The sequence below is a fragment of the Peptoniphilus duerdenii ATCC BAA-1640 genome, from assembly GCF_000146345.1.
Classification (GTDB): domain Bacteria; phylum Bacillota; class Clostridia; order Tissierellales; family Peptoniphilaceae; genus Peptoniphilus_B; species Peptoniphilus_B duerdenii.
In genome coordinates, this window is sequence record NZ_GL397071.1 from 531,844 (window position 1) to 551,150 (window position 19,307).

General features: G+C 34.8%; 14 protein-coding genes and 4 pseudogenes. 13 read left to right on the top strand and 5 right to left on the bottom strand.

All coding sequences use genetic code 11. The features are described 5' to 3' along the window. Nucleotides 1-626: 626 nt before the first annotated feature. Both HMPREF9225_RS02440 and HMPREF9225_RS02445 read left to right on the top strand, forming a co-directional pair. Nucleotides 627-1,127: a hypothetical protein gene (locus HMPREF9225_RS02440; RefSeq protein ID WP_008901344.1), complete on the top strand. Its 501-nt coding sequence runs from the start codon at nt 627-629 to the stop codon at nt 1,125-1,127. Nucleotides 1,128-1,227: 100 nt separating this feature from the next. Beyond that, the gene (locus tag HMPREF9225_RS02445; protein ID WP_008901345.1) at nt 1,228-2,097 is read left to right on the top strand and encodes a ketopantoate reductase family protein; all 870 of its coding nucleotides are present in this window, start codon (nt 1,228-1,230) and stop codon (nt 2,095-2,097) included. Between the two features lie 350 nt (nt 2,098-2,447). Here the strand turns inward: HMPREF9225_RS02445 and HMPREF9225_RS02450 are convergent, their stop codons facing one another. From HMPREF9225_RS02450 to HMPREF9225_RS02460, 3 genes are read right to left on the bottom strand one after another with little or no spacing between them, the layout of a single operon-like run. Then, nucleotides 2,448-3,407, bottom strand: a complete 960-nt coding sequence (locus tag HMPREF9225_RS02450; protein WP_008901346.1) for an IS3 family transposase — start codon at nt 3,405-3,407, stop codon at nt 2,448-2,450. A 17-nt stretch (nt 3,408-3,424) separates the two neighbouring features. Beyond that, nucleotides 3,425-3,829 carry a helix-turn-helix domain-containing protein gene (locus tag HMPREF9225_RS10395; protein ID WP_008901347.1) on the bottom strand — a complete coding sequence of 135 codons (405 nt, stop codon included), beginning with the start codon at nt 3,827-3,829 and terminating at the stop codon, nt 3,425-3,427. A gap of 60 nt (nt 3,830-3,889) precedes the next feature. Then, nucleotides 3,890-4,273, bottom strand: a complete 384-nt coding sequence (locus HMPREF9225_RS02460) for a helix-turn-helix domain-containing protein (protein WP_050748283.1) — start codon at nt 4,271-4,273, stop codon at nt 3,890-3,892. Nucleotides 4,274-4,552: 279 nt separating this feature from the next. Between HMPREF9225_RS02460 and HMPREF9225_RS02465 the strand changes: the two genes are divergently transcribed. Genes HMPREF9225_RS02465 through HMPREF9225_RS02475 form a run of 3 tightly spaced genes read left to right on the top strand, consistent with a single transcriptional unit; the run spans nt 4,553 to nt 8,861 of the window. Next, nucleotides 4,553-5,158 (top strand): TetR/AcrR family transcriptional regulator, encoded by a 606-nt coding sequence (locus tag HMPREF9225_RS02465; RefSeq protein WP_008901349.1) that lies wholly within the window; start codon nt 4,553-4,555, stop codon nt 5,156-5,158. 52 nt (nt 5,159-5,210) lie between these two features. Next, nucleotides 5,211-7,121: an ABC transporter ATP-binding protein gene (locus HMPREF9225_RS02470; protein WP_008901350.1), complete on the top strand. Its 1,911-nt coding sequence runs from the start codon at nt 5,211-5,213 to the stop codon at nt 7,119-7,121. Nucleotides 7,122-7,124: 3 nt separating this feature from the next. Next, nucleotides 7,125-8,861 (top strand): ABC transporter ATP-binding protein, encoded by a 1,737-nt coding sequence (locus HMPREF9225_RS02475; RefSeq protein ID WP_008901351.1) that lies wholly within the window; start codon nt 7,125-7,127, stop codon nt 8,859-8,861. Nucleotides 8,862-9,034: 173 nt separating this feature from the next. Here HMPREF9225_RS02475 and HMPREF9225_RS10185 read toward each other — a convergent pair. After that, nucleotides 9,035-9,214 (bottom strand): annotated as a pseudogene (locus HMPREF9225_RS10185) (IS30-like element ISL7 family transposase); the annotation flags it as partial. A gap of 374 nt (nt 9,215-9,588) precedes the next feature. On the opposite strand from HMPREF9225_RS10185, the gene HMPREF9225_RS02480 reads away from it, so the two are divergent. From HMPREF9225_RS02480 to HMPREF9225_RS02510, 8 genes and pseudogenes are all read left to right on the top strand, one after another. Then, on the top strand, nt 9,589-10,146 hold the full coding sequence (locus HMPREF9225_RS02480; RefSeq protein WP_008901353.1) for a helix-turn-helix domain-containing protein: 558 nt from the start codon (nt 9,589-9,591) through the stop codon (nt 10,144-10,146). Between the two features lie 422 nt (nt 10,147-10,568). Further along, nucleotides 10,569-10,832 (top strand): annotated as a pseudogene (locus HMPREF9225_RS02485) (sigma-70 family RNA polymerase sigma factor); the annotation flags it as partial. Nucleotides 10,833-10,835: 3 nt separating this feature from the next. Continuing rightward, nucleotides 10,836-10,940: pseudogene (locus HMPREF9225_RS10580) on the top strand (23S rRNA methyltransferase); the annotation flags it as partial. 372 nt (nt 10,941-11,312) lie between these two features. Then, nucleotides 11,313-11,939 (top strand): TetR/AcrR family transcriptional regulator, encoded by a 627-nt coding sequence (locus HMPREF9225_RS02490; RefSeq protein WP_040551281.1) that lies wholly within the window; start codon nt 11,313-11,315, stop codon nt 11,937-11,939. Nucleotides 11,940-11,943: 4 nt separating this feature from the next. Continuing rightward, nucleotides 11,944-14,109 (top strand): ATP-binding cassette domain-containing protein, encoded by a 2,166-nt coding sequence (locus tag HMPREF9225_RS02495; RefSeq protein WP_008901356.1) that lies wholly within the window; start codon nt 11,944-11,946, stop codon nt 14,107-14,109. Nucleotides 14,110-14,127: 18 nt separating this feature from the next. Beyond that, complete coding sequence (locus HMPREF9225_RS02500) at nt 14,128-14,709, top strand: MptD family putative ECF transporter S component (RefSeq protein ID WP_008901357.1); 582 nt, start codon at nt 14,128-14,130, stop codon at nt 14,707-14,709. A 9-nt stretch (nt 14,710-14,718) separates the two neighbouring features. Then, a complete protein-coding gene (locus HMPREF9225_RS02505; RefSeq protein ID WP_008901358.1) occupies nt 14,719-16,440 on the top strand; it encodes an ABC transporter ATP-binding protein in 1,722 nt (573 codons plus the stop codon). Nucleotides 16,441-16,454: 14 nt separating this feature from the next. Next, complete coding sequence (locus HMPREF9225_RS02510; protein ID WP_008901359.1) at nt 16,455-18,185, top strand: ABC transporter ATP-binding protein; 1,731 nt, start codon at nt 16,455-16,457, stop codon at nt 18,183-18,185. A gap of 40 nt (nt 18,186-18,225) precedes the next feature. On the opposite strand, the pseudogene HMPREF9225_RS02515 reads toward HMPREF9225_RS02510, so the two are convergent. After that, nucleotides 18,226-19,154: pseudogene (locus tag HMPREF9225_RS02515) on the bottom strand (IS30 family transposase). Nucleotides 19,155-19,307: the final 153 nt, after the last annotated feature.

Sequence of the window (19,307 nt, forward strand, 5' to 3'; positions counted from 1 at the left end):
AGAAGAAGCAATAGCGAAATCGTGGCTTGACGAACAGAAACAGAATATAAGGCGTAACAGGTGGGCAAGCTAGCAACAGATAGCAAAGACCCAAAAGGTAACCGTAAACCCAAAGCGTAAATTCTGCAAGTAAACGATGAAAGTATTAGGGCTTATCCCGTGAGGTCTCATGGACGAGACTGTCTGTTTGATGTCAAGAGTGAAGGACTAAACTGTATAAAAAAGGCTTGAAATCAAGGGATTTCGAAGAACTGTTTCGGTTTGGGCAAATGATTGGAATCCTTTTTTTAGACCGTTTGACAACATTTCTGACTACTGGAAAATAGAGGGTGGTAACTACAGAACTGCTTTTTGCCATATTGAGACTACAGAAATGTTGTCAGAGGTGGTTTTGGAGATATTGAGACTATAGAACTGTTGTAGTTATCTTAGCCACCACGCAAAATGATATAAAAACACTTAAACCGTTGAAAAAAATTCAAGCTATCTGGTATAATGCTCGTTAGAATATTGCGTACACATTTGCGTAAGTGAGGAGAACCTAAATGAGCGAAATCATAAAGGGAGAAAAGTGGATTGGGACTAAAGAGGAGACAAAGAATATAATTTGCTAAGGAGATAGTTTTATGGATTATATACGAGCGATTCTGGACGGGATTGCAATAGCCGCAATCTTTAACGGTGCAGTGGCAGTCTTGGCACTTATTAATCCAAGATACTTTTTTGATTCTTATCCAAAGGCAATTCAGAAAGTTGCGCCGGAACAGATGACAAAAAAAGAGAAAAATATAAATTTCATTATAACAATTGTAATTTGCGGGATTTGTTTCATATATTCAGCAGCAAGTCTTTTCCATACTGGAATTTCAGTTTTTTGGAATCTTTTTTGGATGGGCTATATTCAGTGGAGCATATTAAACTTAGGAGATTTCTTTTTGTTGGATTGTCTGTTGTTCCAAGGGAAATATAAGGATAAAATCGTCATTCAGGGGACAGAGGGACATCCGGATTATGAATTCAGTAACTGGATGAGGCATTTGGCAATCATGGAACATTTTGTAATTACTCCGTTTTTAATTATACCGTTTGTAGCGGCGGTTCAGGCTTTGATTGTTGGGATATTATAAAGATGAATTTTCGGGTCATTTATCTAAATGGATAGTGAGCTTTTGTTTGGATACGTAAAATACATCGAAATTTAGGAAGAAACATAAAGGGATCGTGAAGATGAGAGTATTAATTTATGGTGCAGGAGTGATAGGAAGTCTTTATGCGGCTTTGATTTCCGAAGCAGGAGTAGATGTATCTTTATATGCTCGTGGAAATCGTTTGAAAGAATTACAAATGCATGGGCTAAGGTATAAAAAAAATAATGAGATTCGGACTGCCAAAGTATCTGTTTTATCTCGACTGCTGCCGTTAGACAGTTATGATTTTATATTGCTTGCGGTAAGAGAAAATCAGTTACATATTGCTTTGGCGGAACTGAAAGCTAATATAAGTCCTGTCATTGTAACTATGGTAAATTCTTTAGAAACGTATGATACATGGGAAAAGATTTGTGGAAAAGGACGTATCCTCCCTGCTTTCCCGGGTGCCGGCGGCGGCTTTGACGGAGATATTTTGGATGCAGCCCTTACGCCTCGCTTTATTCAGCCAACTACAATCGGCATGTCAGGTGGTCGTGAAAAAGAACTGTTCGATTTGTTCCGATCAGCAATGATTCCATGCCAAGTTGTAAAAGACATGCATTCATGGCAGATTTGTCATCTTGCAATGGTTGTGCCGATTGCGGATGCTTATTATCATTCAGATGATCCTGAGCATGCCGGAAACGATCGTGTATTAATGAATAAAACAGCGAAGCAAATCAGAAGAAATCTTTTTAATGTTAAAACAAAAGGAATTAAACTTGTTCCGATAAAAATGAAGTTTTTACAAATTCTTCCATGCTCCATTACGGGGTTTATTCTTGGGATTATTTTTCGAAGCCGTTTTGGAGAAAAGTTTATGTACCGACATTCAATAAAGGCTCCGGCTGAAATGAGGCGGTTACATGAGCAATTTTATAACTATATAGGTATTTATGGCGAATGAACCGATAAGTGTTTGTAGTTTTTTAAGCTTTTCTAAAAGCATACTGGATGTTTATTCTCAAGCATCCTTCCCTTTGCCAGCTTCCACCCTGCAACGAATGTTAAGGCTCTTTTCTTGATGTAGGGTTATCATCAGGGTAGTCTTAATACATGTGGAGACGGTAACTCTATTATCCAAACTTAATACAGAGCACCATTTGGATATATAAATAGGTGAAGATGAATTGTCTAAAATTGATAGACAAGAATTTATTACAACGAAAATTAAAAGAATATATAGATATTGCTGGTGAAATAAACGAATAAAATTTAAAAAAGGTACGGGGGTGCGGACAAAAAGTTGGACAGTTTTTATGCAGCAAATCCAAGTTTTCTCCTATACTCTACAGGACTAAGATTTCCCAATGACGTTTTAATACGCTCTTCATTATACCAAGAAATATAATCATTAAGCTCCTGCATGAATTCAAATATGTTGACTCCTGACCAATCCTTATTGTAAAACATCTCTTTTTTTAGTCTTCCCAAAAAGCCTTCACAAGCAGCATTGTCGCCAGTACAGCCTTTTTTAGACATGGAGCGAGTAAGGCCCGCCTCATCCATACGCTGAATCCAACCCGGCCAACGGTAGTGACATCCACGATCTGAATGGACCGTGGGATTCTCATCGCTCTGAAGAGTGTCTATTGCTTTCTCCAGCATCTCGTTAACTAGTTTAGCTTCCGGAGAGACGCTGATTGACCATACGCAAACCATACCGTCAAAGCAATCTACGATTGGAGACAGGTAGACTTTGCCGGCCGGTATGGCAAATTCTGTTATATCAGTAAGCCATTTGCTATTCGGTTGCTCTGCATGGAAGTCGCTCCGGATTAAATTAGGAACAGCCGGGGAAACCTCACCCTGATAGGAGTTGTACTTCCTCCGCCTTTTTGCGGTAACTACAAGACTTTCTTCGCTCATGATACGGCGGACAACCTTATCTGAAACGGTAATGCCCTCACGCTGAAGCAAAGCATGAATGCGACGATAACCGTAACACTTTCGATTTTCGGCAAAGAGCTCTGCAATACGAACTCTTAAGCGAGTATACTTATCCGGCTTCTTGCGTGTTGCCTCTTGATAATAATAGCTGCTCCGAGAAAGATGCAGGATTGACAGCAATTGCGACAACGAGTAGCGGTTCTTTAAGGCGTCAACGATCGTTGTCTTTTCCCTGTTGTTCAGGTTTTTCCGGTTGATGCCCGGGTCTTTTTTTATGACTTTGATCGCCTCCCTCAAGATATCTATCTCCATTTGCATTCCGAGCATTTGCTGTTTTAGCTCTACTATTTCATCCTTTGGGGCCTGGGCCCCTCTTCCGGTTCTCCTCTTGGTCTATCTTTTTCATTCATTAGTGCGGCTACTCCCTGTGATACATATAGTTTTCTCCATCTGTAGATTGATGTCCGACTATAACCGGTTTCCTCAGAAACCAATTGTACGTTTTCGCCCTTCATAAAACAACGCTCTAAAATTGCGAACTTGGTCTCTACAGAAGGATGCAAAGGATGCTCTTTAGAGTTGTTTATCCTTTTGCGCTCTGCTTTATCCTCAGGAGGATTTGAGCGTCCCCGGAGCCATTTATACATACCTTGTCGACTGGGATAGCCAAGCTTTTGTATGACTTTAGTAACTGATTGAAACTCATCATGCAGTTGCAATGCGGTTTCTCGTTGTTCTTTTGAATACATTTCCTGTTCCTTGATATCTTCTTTTGACTTTTTTACCTCTACGGGGTAAGTTTCTATTTGTCAGATTGAGGAAGTAACCTTTACTGATGTAGTTGTAGAGGGTTTTTGTACAAATCTCGTTTCAAAAGAGAGTCCTTCGTTTTCGATCTTCATGATTACCGCATCCGGTGAATACTTTTTCTCTATTATCCAGTATTCAACAAAATCATGGAAGAGCTGATCTTTACCTAACTTTAAAGAGGGACCTTTTGCCGTGGTATTGGAATCAATGAAATCTTGTGCTACATCGGCGCAATAGGAAGTGTATTCTTTCCACAGGATATCACGCTGCGTGATTTCGCCCCTTTTGAGCTCTCGGCTGATTGTTGAGTGATGAACGCCAAGCATTTCTGCCATCTTATTCTTTGATATTCTCTCCTTAGCAGGTTTCCTGTGATTCTCCATGACCATCCTTTCTAAGGTTTGACGATCTTGATAAGTTAAATGGCTTCCTTTTTCTCGAGTAGTGGTACAATATACTTAATCCATGGCTTCTACTTTGTGTTTTTGTGGGTAGCAACACTTTATCAGATTAGCCATGGATTATTTTATTTATTTGTTGCATTTCATATTACAAGTCACCATAAAGTATATTCCGAAAAAGTTAGTTGACGCTAACTTAAAATGATGCTACAATAAAACTGACAGTTTTGTCAGTTTTGTTTACAAAGAGAGGTATATATTTTGGAAGGGAAAAAACAAAAAGTCAGTCAAATCAGAAAAAAAGAAATATTAGATGCAGCTAAAAAGGTTTTTTTAAGGAAGGGTTTTGCTGACACGGTAATGGAAGATATTATTGTTGAAACCTCGCTTTCTCGAGGAGGTGTGTATTACCATTACAAAAATAAAGTTGAAATATTACATGATTTAATGCGAGAAGGTATGGCTTATCGAGTCGATAAGATTAATGAAGTTCTGGCAGAGTATTCGGGAGAGTTAGATGCTAATGCTGTAGCACATATGATTGTCGATAAAGTACTTGATGAAAGTGAACTCATGAGCGTATATGCCATATTTCTTCAGGCTACGAAAAACAATGATGACCTAAAGAATTTGTTCCCAATTTTGGTCGAAGAATCCTTAAAGGCTACATATATAGGAGTTAAAGCTGCAAAGAAAGATGGGTGTGAATATCTCACAAATGACTTTTTAATATTTTTTATGAATACAGTTATACTAGGTTGTGAAATCTTAGATGGGGCAAGGGATAGCTTTATAAATAATAGAGAGTTTTTTATAGAAATAATAAAGCTGTTTATTGATAGTTATGAAAAAGGTAAAATAAGGTAATTTTTTTTAAAACTAATAGTTAGTATAAGCTAACTGAAAAGGAGATGAGTTAATGAAGAAAAAAAATGATGAGTTGATTTGCTCTGCTTCGGACAGCAAGAAACTCAAGCAAAATAAAAATTTAATAAAAGAGGTAGAGAGTTTAAACTTGGATGTTCCTGATGAGATTATGCAGCGAATCGAAAGTGATGTAGAGCAAAGCGAAAAAAAACCTAAAATCAGTGTGGGTGGTTTAAATAAAGCACTTATGAGTGTAGCACCTGAGTATAAGGGTAGGATGCGAATTTCTATTATTTTTGCCTGCATTGGTGAGCTTTTTAGTTTTTCTACTTATTTCTTTAGTGCTTATGCAGCAGGATGGCTTATAAAAAATGCCGGGGGTAATCCGGTCAGCTTTCATGCGTTAATGAAATATGCTTTTTTTGCAATAGGATCACTGCTCCTTTACTTTATATTTACAGGATTTAGCACAACTATTTCACATAAAACCTCATTTTCCATACTTGCAAAACTTAGACAGACTTTGTTTGAAAAATTAAAGGTAATTCCAATGGGGTACTTGGTGGATAATCCTGTAGGTAAAATTAAGGTAATTATCATGGATCGAGTAGCAGATATGGAAGACTGGGTAGCCCATTTGATGCCTGAACTACCTAGCAGGCTTTTGCATCCGATACTTTGCACAGTTATTTTGTTTTATTTAGATTGGCGCATAGGATTATCAATATTTGTGCCGCTACCAATTGTTTTTGTCGGGATGATTACAATGATGTATAAATACCGTAGTAGAATGGCGGTGTGGTTATCAAGTTATGCCAATGTTGCCGACAGAAGTGCTGAGTATGTTCGTGGAATCCCTGTAATCAAAGCATTTGCACAAGACAAAGTTTCGTATGGTAAATTTGCAGATGCGGTAAAATTCTACCATTTTTCAACGATGAAATGGTGGAAGCAAAGTTGGTTTGGCAAAGCACTTATGACGGCTGCAATGATGACACCACAGATAGTGAGCTTACCTTTCGCTTTCTATTTATATGGGAACGGGCAAATAGGCATTGAAACATTGCTTTTATCACTTATTCTGCCAATTGCTATCCTTCCACAAGCTTTTGCAATCATGATGAGCTTTGAACTTTTTCAGATGGCTTCCAATACTTGGGTATCCATACAAGAATTGCTTGATATGCCTGATCAAAAACGTCCTGATGCAGAAAATAAAGTTACTATAGATAGGGGCAAGGGAATAAAATTTGATAAGGTAAGTTTTTCTTATCATGACGGAACCGAGGTATTGCATAATATTTCTTTTGAAACAAGCCCCGGAGAAGTGACTGCGCTTGTCGGGCCTTCAGGTGGTGGAAAATCTACAATTGCAAAGCTTTTAGCAGGATTTTGGGATCAGTCATCGGGTAAAATTTCCATTGGTAATGTTGATACAAAGAATATTTCATTTAAACAGCTTGCTGAAGAGATTTCTTACGTTTCACAAGATAATTTTCTTTTCGATGTAAGTATTAGAGATAATATTCGTCTTGGCAAGCCTAATGCAACCGAAGATGAAATTATTTCAGCGGCAAAAGCTGCTCATTGTCATGACTTTATTATGGCACTTCCTAAAGGGTATGATACAAAAGCAGGAGAAGCAGGAGGAGCAATGTCGGGCGGTGAAAGACAGAGAATAACTCTTGCCAGAGCAATTTTGAAACCTGCATCAACCATTATTTTGGATGAGGCGACAGCTTATGCCGATCCTGAAAACGAAGCTCTAATCCAAGAAGCAATATCGAATCTCGTAAAGGGAAAAAATCTTGTGATGGTTGCTCATAGGTTAAATACAATCAAGCAGGCACACCAAATAATTCTAATCGATAAAGGTCAAATTATAGCCAAGGGTAAACATGAAGAACTGATGGAAGAGCCACTTTATGCAAGCCTGTGGAAACAATATTTAGGGGAGGAATAAGACATGGAGTTTATAAGATTATCATTCAAACTGGCAGGACAGTATAAAAATCGTCTTAAGGCAGGAATTTTTCTTATTTTTCTGCAAAATGCTTCAATGCTGTTTGGATTTTTCGCTCTCTTTCTTGCATTCGGTTGGATGAATGAAACTACATGGGAGCATATTTGGACAATTTTCGGAGTGCTTTTTGCTTCCTTTCTTTTTAATTTTTTGACAGGCTGGGCGAAAAGTGGTCTTAGTGACGGTGTTTTCTTTGGCATTTTCAAAGACTACAGACTTGCAGTTGGCGAAAAACTTAAAAAGGCGCCTATGGGATATTTTGCAGAACAAAGCCTATCAAGAATTATGGCGGCATTTACCAATGTTATGAAGAGTCTTGAAAATTACTCTGCAATGAGTATCGACTTTACTGTTTCAGGCATTTCAATATCCTTTTTTCTGTTGGTTGGGATGTTCGGTGTAAATACTAAAATTGGATTTTTAACTTTAATTTGTTTAATTCTTATTTGGTTATGCATGTCTCTTATGATTAATCAAGCAAAAAAAGAGGTTGCACGTGAGCATGCAGCTATTACAAAGGTGGGTGATGCGTTAGTTGATAGCATTAGCGGGATTCCTGTGCTTCGCAGTTTTCCGTTTGCAGATGAAGGTGTTGTTGAAGAAATACATTCTAAATTGGAAAATGCTTCTGAAGAACTTAGACTCTCTCAAGTACATTTTGAAATCGTCTTTGTTATTTATGCAAGAATTTTTTCTACTGTTATTAATCTTTCGAGTCTACTTGTTACATTATTTTCTTGTTATCTTTATACGAAAGGGGAAGTTTTATTACCACAAGCGCTTACTGTTTCAGCTGCCGGCTTTATGATTTTCGGCGGTTTAAAACAACTTGAAAATGCAGCTATCCTCATGGTTAAGAATCCTGCCAATATGCAATATTTGGATGAGGTTTTAGATATTCCTGAAATAAGTGACGGGACTTTGGAAGTTATGGAAAATCAGGATATCGTCTTTGATAAGGTGAGCTTTAGTTACGACAAAGGGAAGCCTGTTTTAAAAGACCTTTCATTTACTATTCCACAAGGGTCAAAGACAGCTATCGTAGGACCGTCAGGATCCGGAAAAACGACAATAATCAATTTGATCTCTCGTTTTTATGATGTTGACAGTGGTGAAATAAGATTAGGAAATAGGGATATACGAGATTATAAAGTAGAAAGTTTACTGAAAAATCTTTCACTTGTTTTCCAAAATGTTTATCTTTTTCAAGATACTATAGAGAATAATATTCGCTTTGCAAATCCTAAGGCAAGTCATGAAGAAGTAGTGGAAGCTGCTAAAAAGGCTCGTTGCCATAATTTTATTATGGAACTTCCTGATGGCTATAACACCATGGTAGGTGAGGGTGGCAGTTCTCTTTCCGGTGGTGAAAAACAACGAATTTCTATTGCTAGAGCATTACTTAAAAATGCACCTATTATTCTTTTAGATGAAGCGACCAGCTCCGTTGATCCTGAAAATGAATATGAGATTTTGGCCGCGGTTGAGGAATTGTCCAAAGGACACACTGTAGTTTCGATAGCTCACAGACTTTCAACTGTGAAAAAAGCCGATCAGATACTAGTGATTGATGACGGTAAATTGGTTCAAGAAGGCAAACATAACGATTTGATAAATAGAGAAGGAATTTATTCAGCATTTATCAAGGCAAGAGAGCGAGCTGCAAGCTGGAGATTGTAAAAAAAGTAAACGATTAAAAGCAACCGACATTTAAGAATTAAAAAGCTTTGTAAAGCACATATATACAAATTTTGAAGCGATTAAGAATAAAATAACTTAGTCGCTTTTATATCGTGATTTTTAAATTACGTAAATTGCAATAACAAGTTGAACATTGGCAGTTGAATCGTTCATCAGGCAACACAGGAGTAAATTTTGTCAAGTTCGTCCTCAAAGAGTGTATCTGGGGGGCGGTAGCCGAACGACTTCCGTGGAAGGCCATTGCACCAGATCTCAATCTGAGCAATCTGTTCGTCGGAGCAGCTGTCAATTTGTTTTCCCTTGGGGATGAATCTGCGGATCAGACCATTATACGACATTCCCTTTGCCATTTTTCGTCCTGCAACGAGCGCGCAGACCTATTTCTTGATGTAGGGTTATCATCAGGGTAGTCTTGATACATGTGGAGGCAATAACGTTGTTGTCAAGAACTAAGTAAAATTAAGAAACCTTAGCCACTGAACTTGATCATGAATTTGTCACAAAGTTTACTAAAGAGTTTAGGGAATTATATAATGGGATTTATTTTTAAACAAAGATAAATTAGAATTTTTAGAATAGCTTGTTTATATTGAATTAACAAAAAAACAGCATTGCAACTGTTGGTTGACATATTTCCAAGGCAGCTTGGTAGTATGAAACTGATTTGTTTGATATAACTAAACCATATAAGAAAGGAGTGTGCGTTATGAACATGGCAGACAGAATACAGTATTTGAGAAAAACAAACGGAATTTCACAGGAAGAACTTGCAGTCAAGGTTGGAGTATCTCGGCAGGCGGTTTCAAAATGGGAAAGTGGACAAAGCTTGCCGGATTTGGAAAAAATAATTACCATGAGCGATTACTTCGGAGTTACAACCGATTACATTCTAAAAGGAATTGAACCAGTTGCAGATAAAGAACAGAAAAGCTCTGAGCTAAAAAGCAAGATACTATATATCGCATCAACAGCATTTGTTTGGATTGGATTATTTAGTGCTTTTGCAGGCTGGTATGAAAGGCAAACCATGGATACCCTATGGGGTTCAATGATTATTCAGGCCGTTGGAATTGCTGGATACTTTATAGGGCGGTTACTCTCTGCAGCAAGGGCACCTTTCGCTGTCAACTGGCTTAATCTCCTCGGGGTCTTGTTCATGCCTTTTTCTATGGTTACGGGTGCAATGTCTATCGCACTTTTCAAACAAGGGTGGATTGCTCCATACCCTATCGGCATTGCCCCCATCTTGTATTGTTTGTTATAGTGTATATTAGTATTTGTGCTATAAGCTATATTGTGTTGAAAAGAAGAACAACAGGAGCTCTGTTTTGATGACAACTCTCAGTTTGTAGAGCTAATGCCTTTTAAGGATAGGCTTATGTTATCGTTAAAAAGCATGTGGATATGTTTCCACATACATACAAGAATTCATGACATACTTAGTGTTCACCCGTTTCACTTGAAGAGTCTAGCCTTGATACAAAAGATATAAATTTAAAAATCCTGCATTTTAAGCAGTTTTATAAGTGTTTTGTCTTTGATAAAGATGAAGAAGGATACATCAAAAAGACTCAAAAAAACTACATAGATGTAAGAGTAGTTTTAAGACTAGTATGAGGAAACACAAAAAATAATACAAACTCATTTTGTAAAACAAATAGACAAAAAAGAAATGGAGGAAACTTTATGGCAAAAGAGTATTACCTTTATGTCAGAGGGCAAAAGGTAAAAGTCAGTGAAGATATTTATAAAGTCTACTGGCGAGAAAAAGAACACGAGAAGTATTTAGAGCAGGTGGACAGAAAAAACCACCTGCTTTTCTTTTCCTCTTTGGATCATGATGGGAATTTTGTAGATAACATCACTGATGAAAGCGTTGATGTAGAAAAGATTGTTGAAACACAGATGATGATTGAGGCAGTCAGAAATGCTATATCAAAACTAAACGATTAGACGGTAGCACTTTTGTCCAAACTCGATATCGATAAGCACATAAGTGTTGAAATTGAGCTGGATGAGATGGATTTGACAAGTGCGGAGAGCAAAGCAACATATGCTTAAATCAATGCAACATAGTCAAGTATATGGACACAAGAAGAACCTAAAGAACTTACGCAAGAGGAACTTGATGAACTAGAGAAGCTAAGGAAAAAGAGAGAGAAGAAGCGAGAGTATAATTACAGATATTTAAAAAAGAAAAAAGCTAGTATGGAAAAAATTATGACTTTGTGGTCGGCGTAGTTTTAAAACTGCACCGACTATTTTATTTCATACAAATAAATATGTAAATCAGTTAATTTTCTAAAAAAAACATCTTACAACTATTGTTAGATAAAACTAACTGATGTATAATCAATAATATAATTATTGATAATTCGATTATTGATTATACTATTAAAATTAAAGTTTTGTAAGAATGGAGGAATGGACATGGCAAATAGAAACCATGAACTTGATAAACCAATCATTGAAGCTGCTAAAATAGAGTTTTTGCAAAATGGATTTCAGGCTGCTTCAATAGGCAATATTGCTAAAAGAGCGGGAGTTACAACGGGAGCAATCTATACAAGGTATAAAGGGAAAGATGAACTTTTTTATAGTTTGATAAAAGAATTTTTAGAAGCTATAAGTGTGAAAAGAAAAGAGAACGAATACTCGTATAGGGAATATTGCGTAGATAAAAACTTTGATCATTTTTTGCGTAGCATTCAGAAAGAAACCAAAGGATATGTAGATGTGTTATTTAAATATTACGAGGAGTGCAAACTAATACTTTGCTCAAGTAAAGGCAGTTCTGTAGAAGCAATATTTTGTGAAATGATGAATAATAAAATTTCCATAACAAAACAATTTATAAGGGAAAATATAGACCCGAATATAAGTGAGATGAAATTAGATTTGGTAGAGCTTTTAATGAATCAACAATTTAGTGCTTTTAAATTAGTGATTGAAAAAGGATATAGCAAAGAGGAGACAATCGAGTACACAAAAATGCTCGGCGAATTTATTGGGGCGGGTTGGGAAAAGATATTTGATGAAATTATAAATAGGTATTGAATTTATGTACGATAAAGGCAAGAAGGATGAAAATATTTTAGATTTTAAAATAGATTTTTCCTATGAAGGCAAAAAGGAAAAGTCGTTAGATGATGTAATTGGCAGCATATCAAAAGGAGATTGCATAGTTCTTTGTGGCGAAAGTGGATGTGGAAAATCAACATTACTTAGGTGCTTAAACCATTTAATACCGGAGTTCTATGATGGTATATTTAATGGCTATATCTTGGTAAATAGCAACAATATAGAAAACAAGAACATTGGAGAAGTTGGAGAATTAATTTCGTCCGTTTTTCAAGATCCAAGAAGTCAATTTTTTACAATGGAAAGCGATACGGAAGTATCTTTTGGACTTGAAAATAAAGGGTTAAGCCATGAAATAATAAAAAGAAGAACAGAAGAAGCTTTTTCAAAATTTGGCTTGGAGTATTTGAAAAACAGGGAAGTATTCAAACTTTCAAGCGGAGAGCGTCAACTAATAGCGATTATGTCTGCTTGGGCAATGGATACGGATATTATTTTACTTGACGAGCCAACTGCAAACTTAGATTATTTAGCCATAGAAAAACTGAAAAATATCTTATTGCTTCTAAAAGAAGATGGAAAAACTCTAATAATCAGTGAACATAGGCTTTACTATTTGAAAGAGTTGGCTGATGAATATTGGCTGATAAAAAATGGAAGCTTTTATGAAAAGTATGATAAGGACGATTTTAAGATATTTTCTAAAGATGAATTAAATAATTTGTGTTTACGAGTTACGGATTTGAAGCAGATTGAGGTTCAGAAGAAGTGTTCTAATGTTGTCAATGATAAATTAGAGGTAAAAAATATATCCTTTGGATATAAAAAACAACATATTTTAAATGATTTGTCGTTTACAGCTTATTTGGGAGAAGTGACTTGCTTGATTGGCAAAAATGGTTCAGGTAAAACCACCTTAGGAAAATGTATATGTGGACTATTGAAACCACAAAAGGGAAGAGTTTTTCTAAAGGAAAAAGAATTGAGCCATAGGCAGCTATCGCAGGATAGCCTCTTTATTATGCAAGAAGCTGAATTTCAATTTTTTACAAATTCTGTATTATCTGAACTGAAGTACGGTGTAAATCGAAACAAATATGATGAGATAGAAGCTCTACTTAAAAAGTTTGATATGTGGAAATATCGTGATAGGCATCCATTTTCTCTTTCAGGTGGGCAAATGCAAAAATTAACCTTAATGATGGCATATCTTTCGGATAAAAGTGTGGTTATTTTAGATGAACCAACCTCAGGAATGGACAAAAAAAGTTTAGATACTGTAGTGGGACTGATAAACGATATGAAAAAGAAAAAAATCGTGATAACAATTAGCCATGACTTAGAATTTATTTCATCAGTTGCGGATAAATGTTTGGAACTTGATGATGGAACGATACAAAGGATTTGTGAAGTAAAAGAGAATAGAGATATTGAAATCATTAAATGTATATTTGAAAAAGATTTAGGACATCAACCTCCGGCAAAAAGAGAAAAAAATCTTTTAGATCCGAGAACAAATATTTTGTTTTGGCTTCTTTGTATGGTTGCAGTAGGAATCGACAATAAAAGTTTGATTTTTGAATGCAATTTATTAGCTCTCGTTTTTTCTCTTGCAAATAGAAGATATAAGACTTTAGGAATTACTTCTGTCATTATAGGGCTTATTTACGGTCTTGAAATCATATATTCGAATGAAATTACAATATTTACGGCAAATTTGTTTCCTAGATTTATTTTAATATTTCTACTATTTCCTATTATTCTTGGAGGTAGAGGGACAACAAATATGCTTGCGGGACTTAGAAAAATAAGAATACCTGAGAAGTTATTATTGATTCTTGCAGTTTCTTTCAGGTTTTTCCCGGTGCTAAGGAATGATTTTAAATTACTTAGACAGGTGCTTAGAATTAGAGGAAGTTGCAAGCATAAAAATATAATAAAAGAAAAAATAGAGTATCTTGAGGCTCTGATTGTATCACTCATTTTTCGAGTGATAAGAATAGGCGAAACTTTATCAGCTTCAGCGGAAACAAGAGGAATTGCTTTAAATCATAAAAAATCATCTTATGTTACTTTACAGTTCAATTTATGCGATTACATATTGATGATTGGAATGATAGTAATTTTGATGATAAATATTTTATAAAAATAGGAGGACCTAATCATGCACAAAAACAAATTGAAAGCGAAAGATATCATTACAGTTACTTTATTATCATTGTGTAACATTTTGATATTTTCGATAGGAACACTCATGTATGCAACACCAATTACCATACTCTTAACACCTGTGCTTTACTCATTATTACAGGGTATTGTTTTCTATGTTATCGGAGTGAAAGTGAAAAAAAGAGGAGCGTTTTTTATATATTCACTTATTCAAGGAGTGATAGCATTCTATCCACCATATATTTTGATGTTTGTAATTTCAGGATTGATAGCAGAGTTCTTATTATATAAAAAAGGTTATGGTAATTTAAAAGTTATTGGAATCAGCTATGTTATTCAGCAAACTTTGGCTTCAATTGGAAGTGTAATTTATCCATATACAATAGCCTTGAATAAAACTATAGGAGCCATGAAAGAAAAGGAGTTAGCTTCAAATATTATAGCGGCAGGCAAAATGATTTCTTCTTGGGGAACGTTGATTTTACTTGCCTTAGTTATAGTTTCAGCAATTGCAGGAGCTTATATAGGTAGCAAGGTCGTAAGGAAACATATTTTAGAAAAAGAAGCTATTTCATAGGGTAAAGTCATGAAAAAAGAGAAAGAACCAAACTTTTTTAAAGAAATGGATTCGTTTATAAAGCCATACAAAAAAAGATATATTTTATCTGTTATGCTAAGTATGCTTTCTGTTCTATGCGAACTGTTATCCTATGCTTTTGTTGGAATTTTAGCGGGATATATTTTCAAAGGATTTCATGGAAACAACATGATATATGTCTTGATTTTCACTATAATCTGCAAAATATCAGGGGTGCTGCTTTCAAATATTTCAACACTTATATCTCATAAAGCAGCATACTTAACGCTAAAGGACTTAAGATATGCAATTTGTGATAAATTTGTTAGATTGCCTATGGGATATTTTGATATGAATCCTAGTGGAACATTAAAAACTATCTTGGTAGATAGGGTGGAAGATATAGAAAAAACATTAGCACATCTACTTCCTGAGATGACTGCAAATTTATTGATACCTGTTGCTATGATTGTTTGGATGATTGCAGTTAATATTAAGCTTACCGGGATTATATTTTTTTGGGTTATATTTGGACTATCAATCGGGATGCTTATGATGATTGGATATAAGAAAAAATATGAGGGACAAGTACAGGCACAAAAGAATATGAATCAAGCGGTTATAGAGTATGTCAAGGGGATTGAGGTAATTAAAACTTTCAATATGGAAGATAGTTCCTATGCTAAATATAAAAATGCAGTCATACGCCATGCGGAGTATGCTATAAACTGGATGAAAAGCTCACAGATTTATGCGTCTCTTTCCTATAGCATAGCTCCGGTATCTATATTTCCAACAATTGTTGTGGGATTGATATTTTTTAATAATGGGTTTCTTACTGAGCAAAGTTTATTTTTGTTTATGATGATTTCTCTTGGAATATTTAAACCGATTGTTAAAGCATCCAGTTATGTTGACCAATTGGCACAGATGGGAACTGTTGCTAAGGAAATAAAAGGAATCTTAGATTATCCGGAACTTAAGAGAAGTGAGAATTCTAATTTAAAAGAAAAAATGACATACGACATAGCGTTTGAAAATTTACAATTTTCTTATGATGGGACAAAAAATGATGTTGATGATGTGAATTTAACCATTAAAGAAAAAACTATGACTGCAATTATTGGTACTTCAGGTTCAGGAAAATCAACTCTAATGAAACTTTTAGCCGGATTTTGGGATTTTGAGAAAGGAAAAATAAAAATAGGTGGTATAGGGGTAAAAGACCTTTCAATGAATGACCTGAATACTCTTATCTCCTATGTGGATCAAAATACATTTTTATTTGATGATACTATTTTGGAAAATATTAGAATAGGTAAAAAAGATGCAACGAATGATGAGGTGATAGAAGCTGCTAAAAGAGCCGGTTGCCATGATTTTATTGTAACTTTGCCTGATGGATATGACACCATCGCTGGGGATAGGTTATCCGGTGGAGAAAAGCAAAGAATAGCTATTGCCAGAGCAATTCTAAAAAATGCTCCAATTATCATATTAGATGAAGCAACTGCAAGTACAGATATTGAAAATGAAGAAAAAATTCAAGGTGCGTTACTGGAATTTACCAAAGGAAAAACACTAATTGTTATTACACATAAAATTAAAACTGTCATAAATGCAGATAAGATCATATATATGGAAAATGGGAAAATCATTTGCGATGGGAAACATGAAGAACTTATTAAGTCGTGTTCTGCGTATAAGCATTTATATGAAATAGCAAATTGATTGGAGGCGAGAATATGTTTGAAGCTCTAAAAAGTGTATGGAACTTTAGTGAGAAAAGGCAAGGCAGTTTAGTCAAAATTTTAATTCTATCATTTATAGAAGGCATATTCGTTATGCTGAAAATGATAGCAATAATTTTAGCGGTAAACGCCATGTTTAATAGTAATTTAATGGACAATTATATTTATAAGGTAATGATACTTGGAATTGTATGTATCATCGGAGTATTTGGTCTTGGTTATTTCACACAACTGGGTTCTGTATCCGTTGGATTTGAGATGGCGAAAGATAAAAGGTTATATTTTGGCTCATTATTTAAAAAACTCTATTTAGGGTTCTTTAGCAAAAATTCAGTAGGAAATATAAACTCAACACTGACTACATCTATTTCAACCGTAGAACAAGTTGCACCAATCATTTTAATTCATGTGATAGGTGGAATTTTATCTGCTATATCAATAGTTTTAGGATTTGCTTACTATGAATGGCAAGTTTCCGTTGTAATATTTGCAGGCATATTAACATATTTGTTTGTAGTTAATCATCAAATGAAAATTTCAAGAAGGGAAGCTCCCAAAAGACAATTAGCACAAACAAAATTAACGGAAAGTGCTATTGAATTTATACAGGGAATAAGCGTAATTAAGGCTTTTGGTATGGGAGAAAAAGATGAAAGAGTAAAAAAAGATATAGATGGTAGTTGTGTTAATAATATAAATTTATCCGAAAAATCTATTCCCTCAAGCATAGGTGCCGGTCTTACGATACAGTTGTTTGAAATTATGATTATTAGCTATGCGTTTTTTATGTGGAATAGTGGAGAAATTTCTCCTCAAAAAGCCATTAATTTATTGATTATGAGCTTTGTAATATTCCAGTCTGTAAGTCAAGCAGGTTCTATTCTTTCTATGATTGGGCTTTTAGATAGTTCACTAAAGGATATTAGCAGTATGGAAAATGCTGAAGAAATAAAGGTATTACCACCTATTCAAAATATAAAATCCAATGAAATAGAATTTAAAAATGTGAGTTTTTCTTACGGAAAAGGAGAAGTTTTAAAGGGAATATCAGTAGCTCTTAAACCGAACACACTTACAGCGATTATCGGACCTTCAGGTTCAGGAAAAACAACATTTTGCAAGCTTATACCGAGATTTTATGATGTAAGCGAAGGAGAAATTCTGATTGGTGGAGCAAAAATAACAAATATCTCCACCGAAGAATTGATGAAAAATATAAGTATGGTATTTCAAAATGTGTATTTGTTTGAAGATACAATTATGAATAATATTCGTTTGGCAAGGCCAAATGCCAGTGATGAGGATATTATATCCGCTGCAAAAAAAGCGCGCTGTCATGACTTTATAAAAAGCTTGCAAAAAGGATACGAAACTAAAATTGGCGAAGCGGGTAGCACTTTATCCGGTGGAGAAAAACAAAGAATAGCGATAGCTAGAGCAATACTCAAAGATGCTCCCATTGTGATTTTAGATGAATTTACCAGTGCTTTAGATGTAGAAAATGAACGCCATATTTTGCAAGCCATCGATAATTTAATACAGAATAAAACAGTTATTATGATTGCACACAGGTTAGAAACTGTTAGGAAAGCAGACAACATCATTGTTTTAGATAAAGGGGAAATAGCACAAGAAGGAACACATAATGAGCTTATAACTCAAGATGGGATATATAAATCATTCATTTCAATAAGAGAGCGAGCAAATAAATGGAGTTTTAAGTAAATACATCTATTTTGATGAATTGCAAATAATATTGCAACACTTAAATCAAACTAAGTTCGTGCATAAATAAATCAAATGGAGTTTGATATTCTAGACACTTTCCAGGTCTGGTATTAAGCTCCATTAAGTTTTTAATCAGCCCATTAATAGATATTTTAGATAAATCTGTCTTCTTAGGATAATCTCTCTTAACAAACCATTAGAATTTTCGTTACTGCCCCTTTGTAATGCTGAATATGCATCAGCAAAATAAAAATTTATCCCTAGTTTTTCAACATCTTCATAACAAGCAAATTCCTTACCTCTATCAGATGTGAAAGTCTTTAAAGCTTCTAATGGTAAGGATTTAATTAGCTTGTCAATTGCTTTTAGCATAGAGTTTTTACTTCGATCTATCATAGGTAAGGCTATGTAAGATCTAGTTTTTCTTTCTACAAATGTTGCTAAGCAGCCTTTACTTTTACCTCTGGAGGACACAACTGTATCTAATTCCCAATGACCAAAAGTAATCCTTTTTTTAACTTCTTGAGGTCTTTTATTTATTGATTTACCAATGTTAAATCTGCCTCTTGTTTCTTTGGGTTTTCTATTTTTCTTTTCTTCTTAGCTTGGAAATATCAAAGTCTATAATTCCTGAATATATCCAATTATATATTGTTTTGAAGCATACTATATCTTTATATACAGTATTTGCTATTTGCCCAGGAGACCACTTCTTATGAAGTTTTTAGATATAGATTTAGTGATATTGTCATCAGTTTTTGGTTCTCTGCCTTTAGATGATGATTTTTTAATCTTATCTTTTTGGGCATAGATAACTTCATACTCGTTATCACATCTTTTTAATTCTCTAGATATTGTGGGGTGATGAAAACCTAAAATTTTTGCTATTCTTCTAGAGGAATAGCCCTCTTGGTTTAATACCTCTATTTTATTTCTGTCATTTAGAGTAAGATGTTTATAACTCAAATTGACATACGTGAATGTTTTTGTCGTGATTAACATTTTACATGAAGTTGGTATGAGTTTTTTTCTTACATATAGTGTCGCATTTAATTTTACAAACTATCATATTAAAAATGTAGTGTTACTCATCTGATATTTAATGACTTATATAGGAAT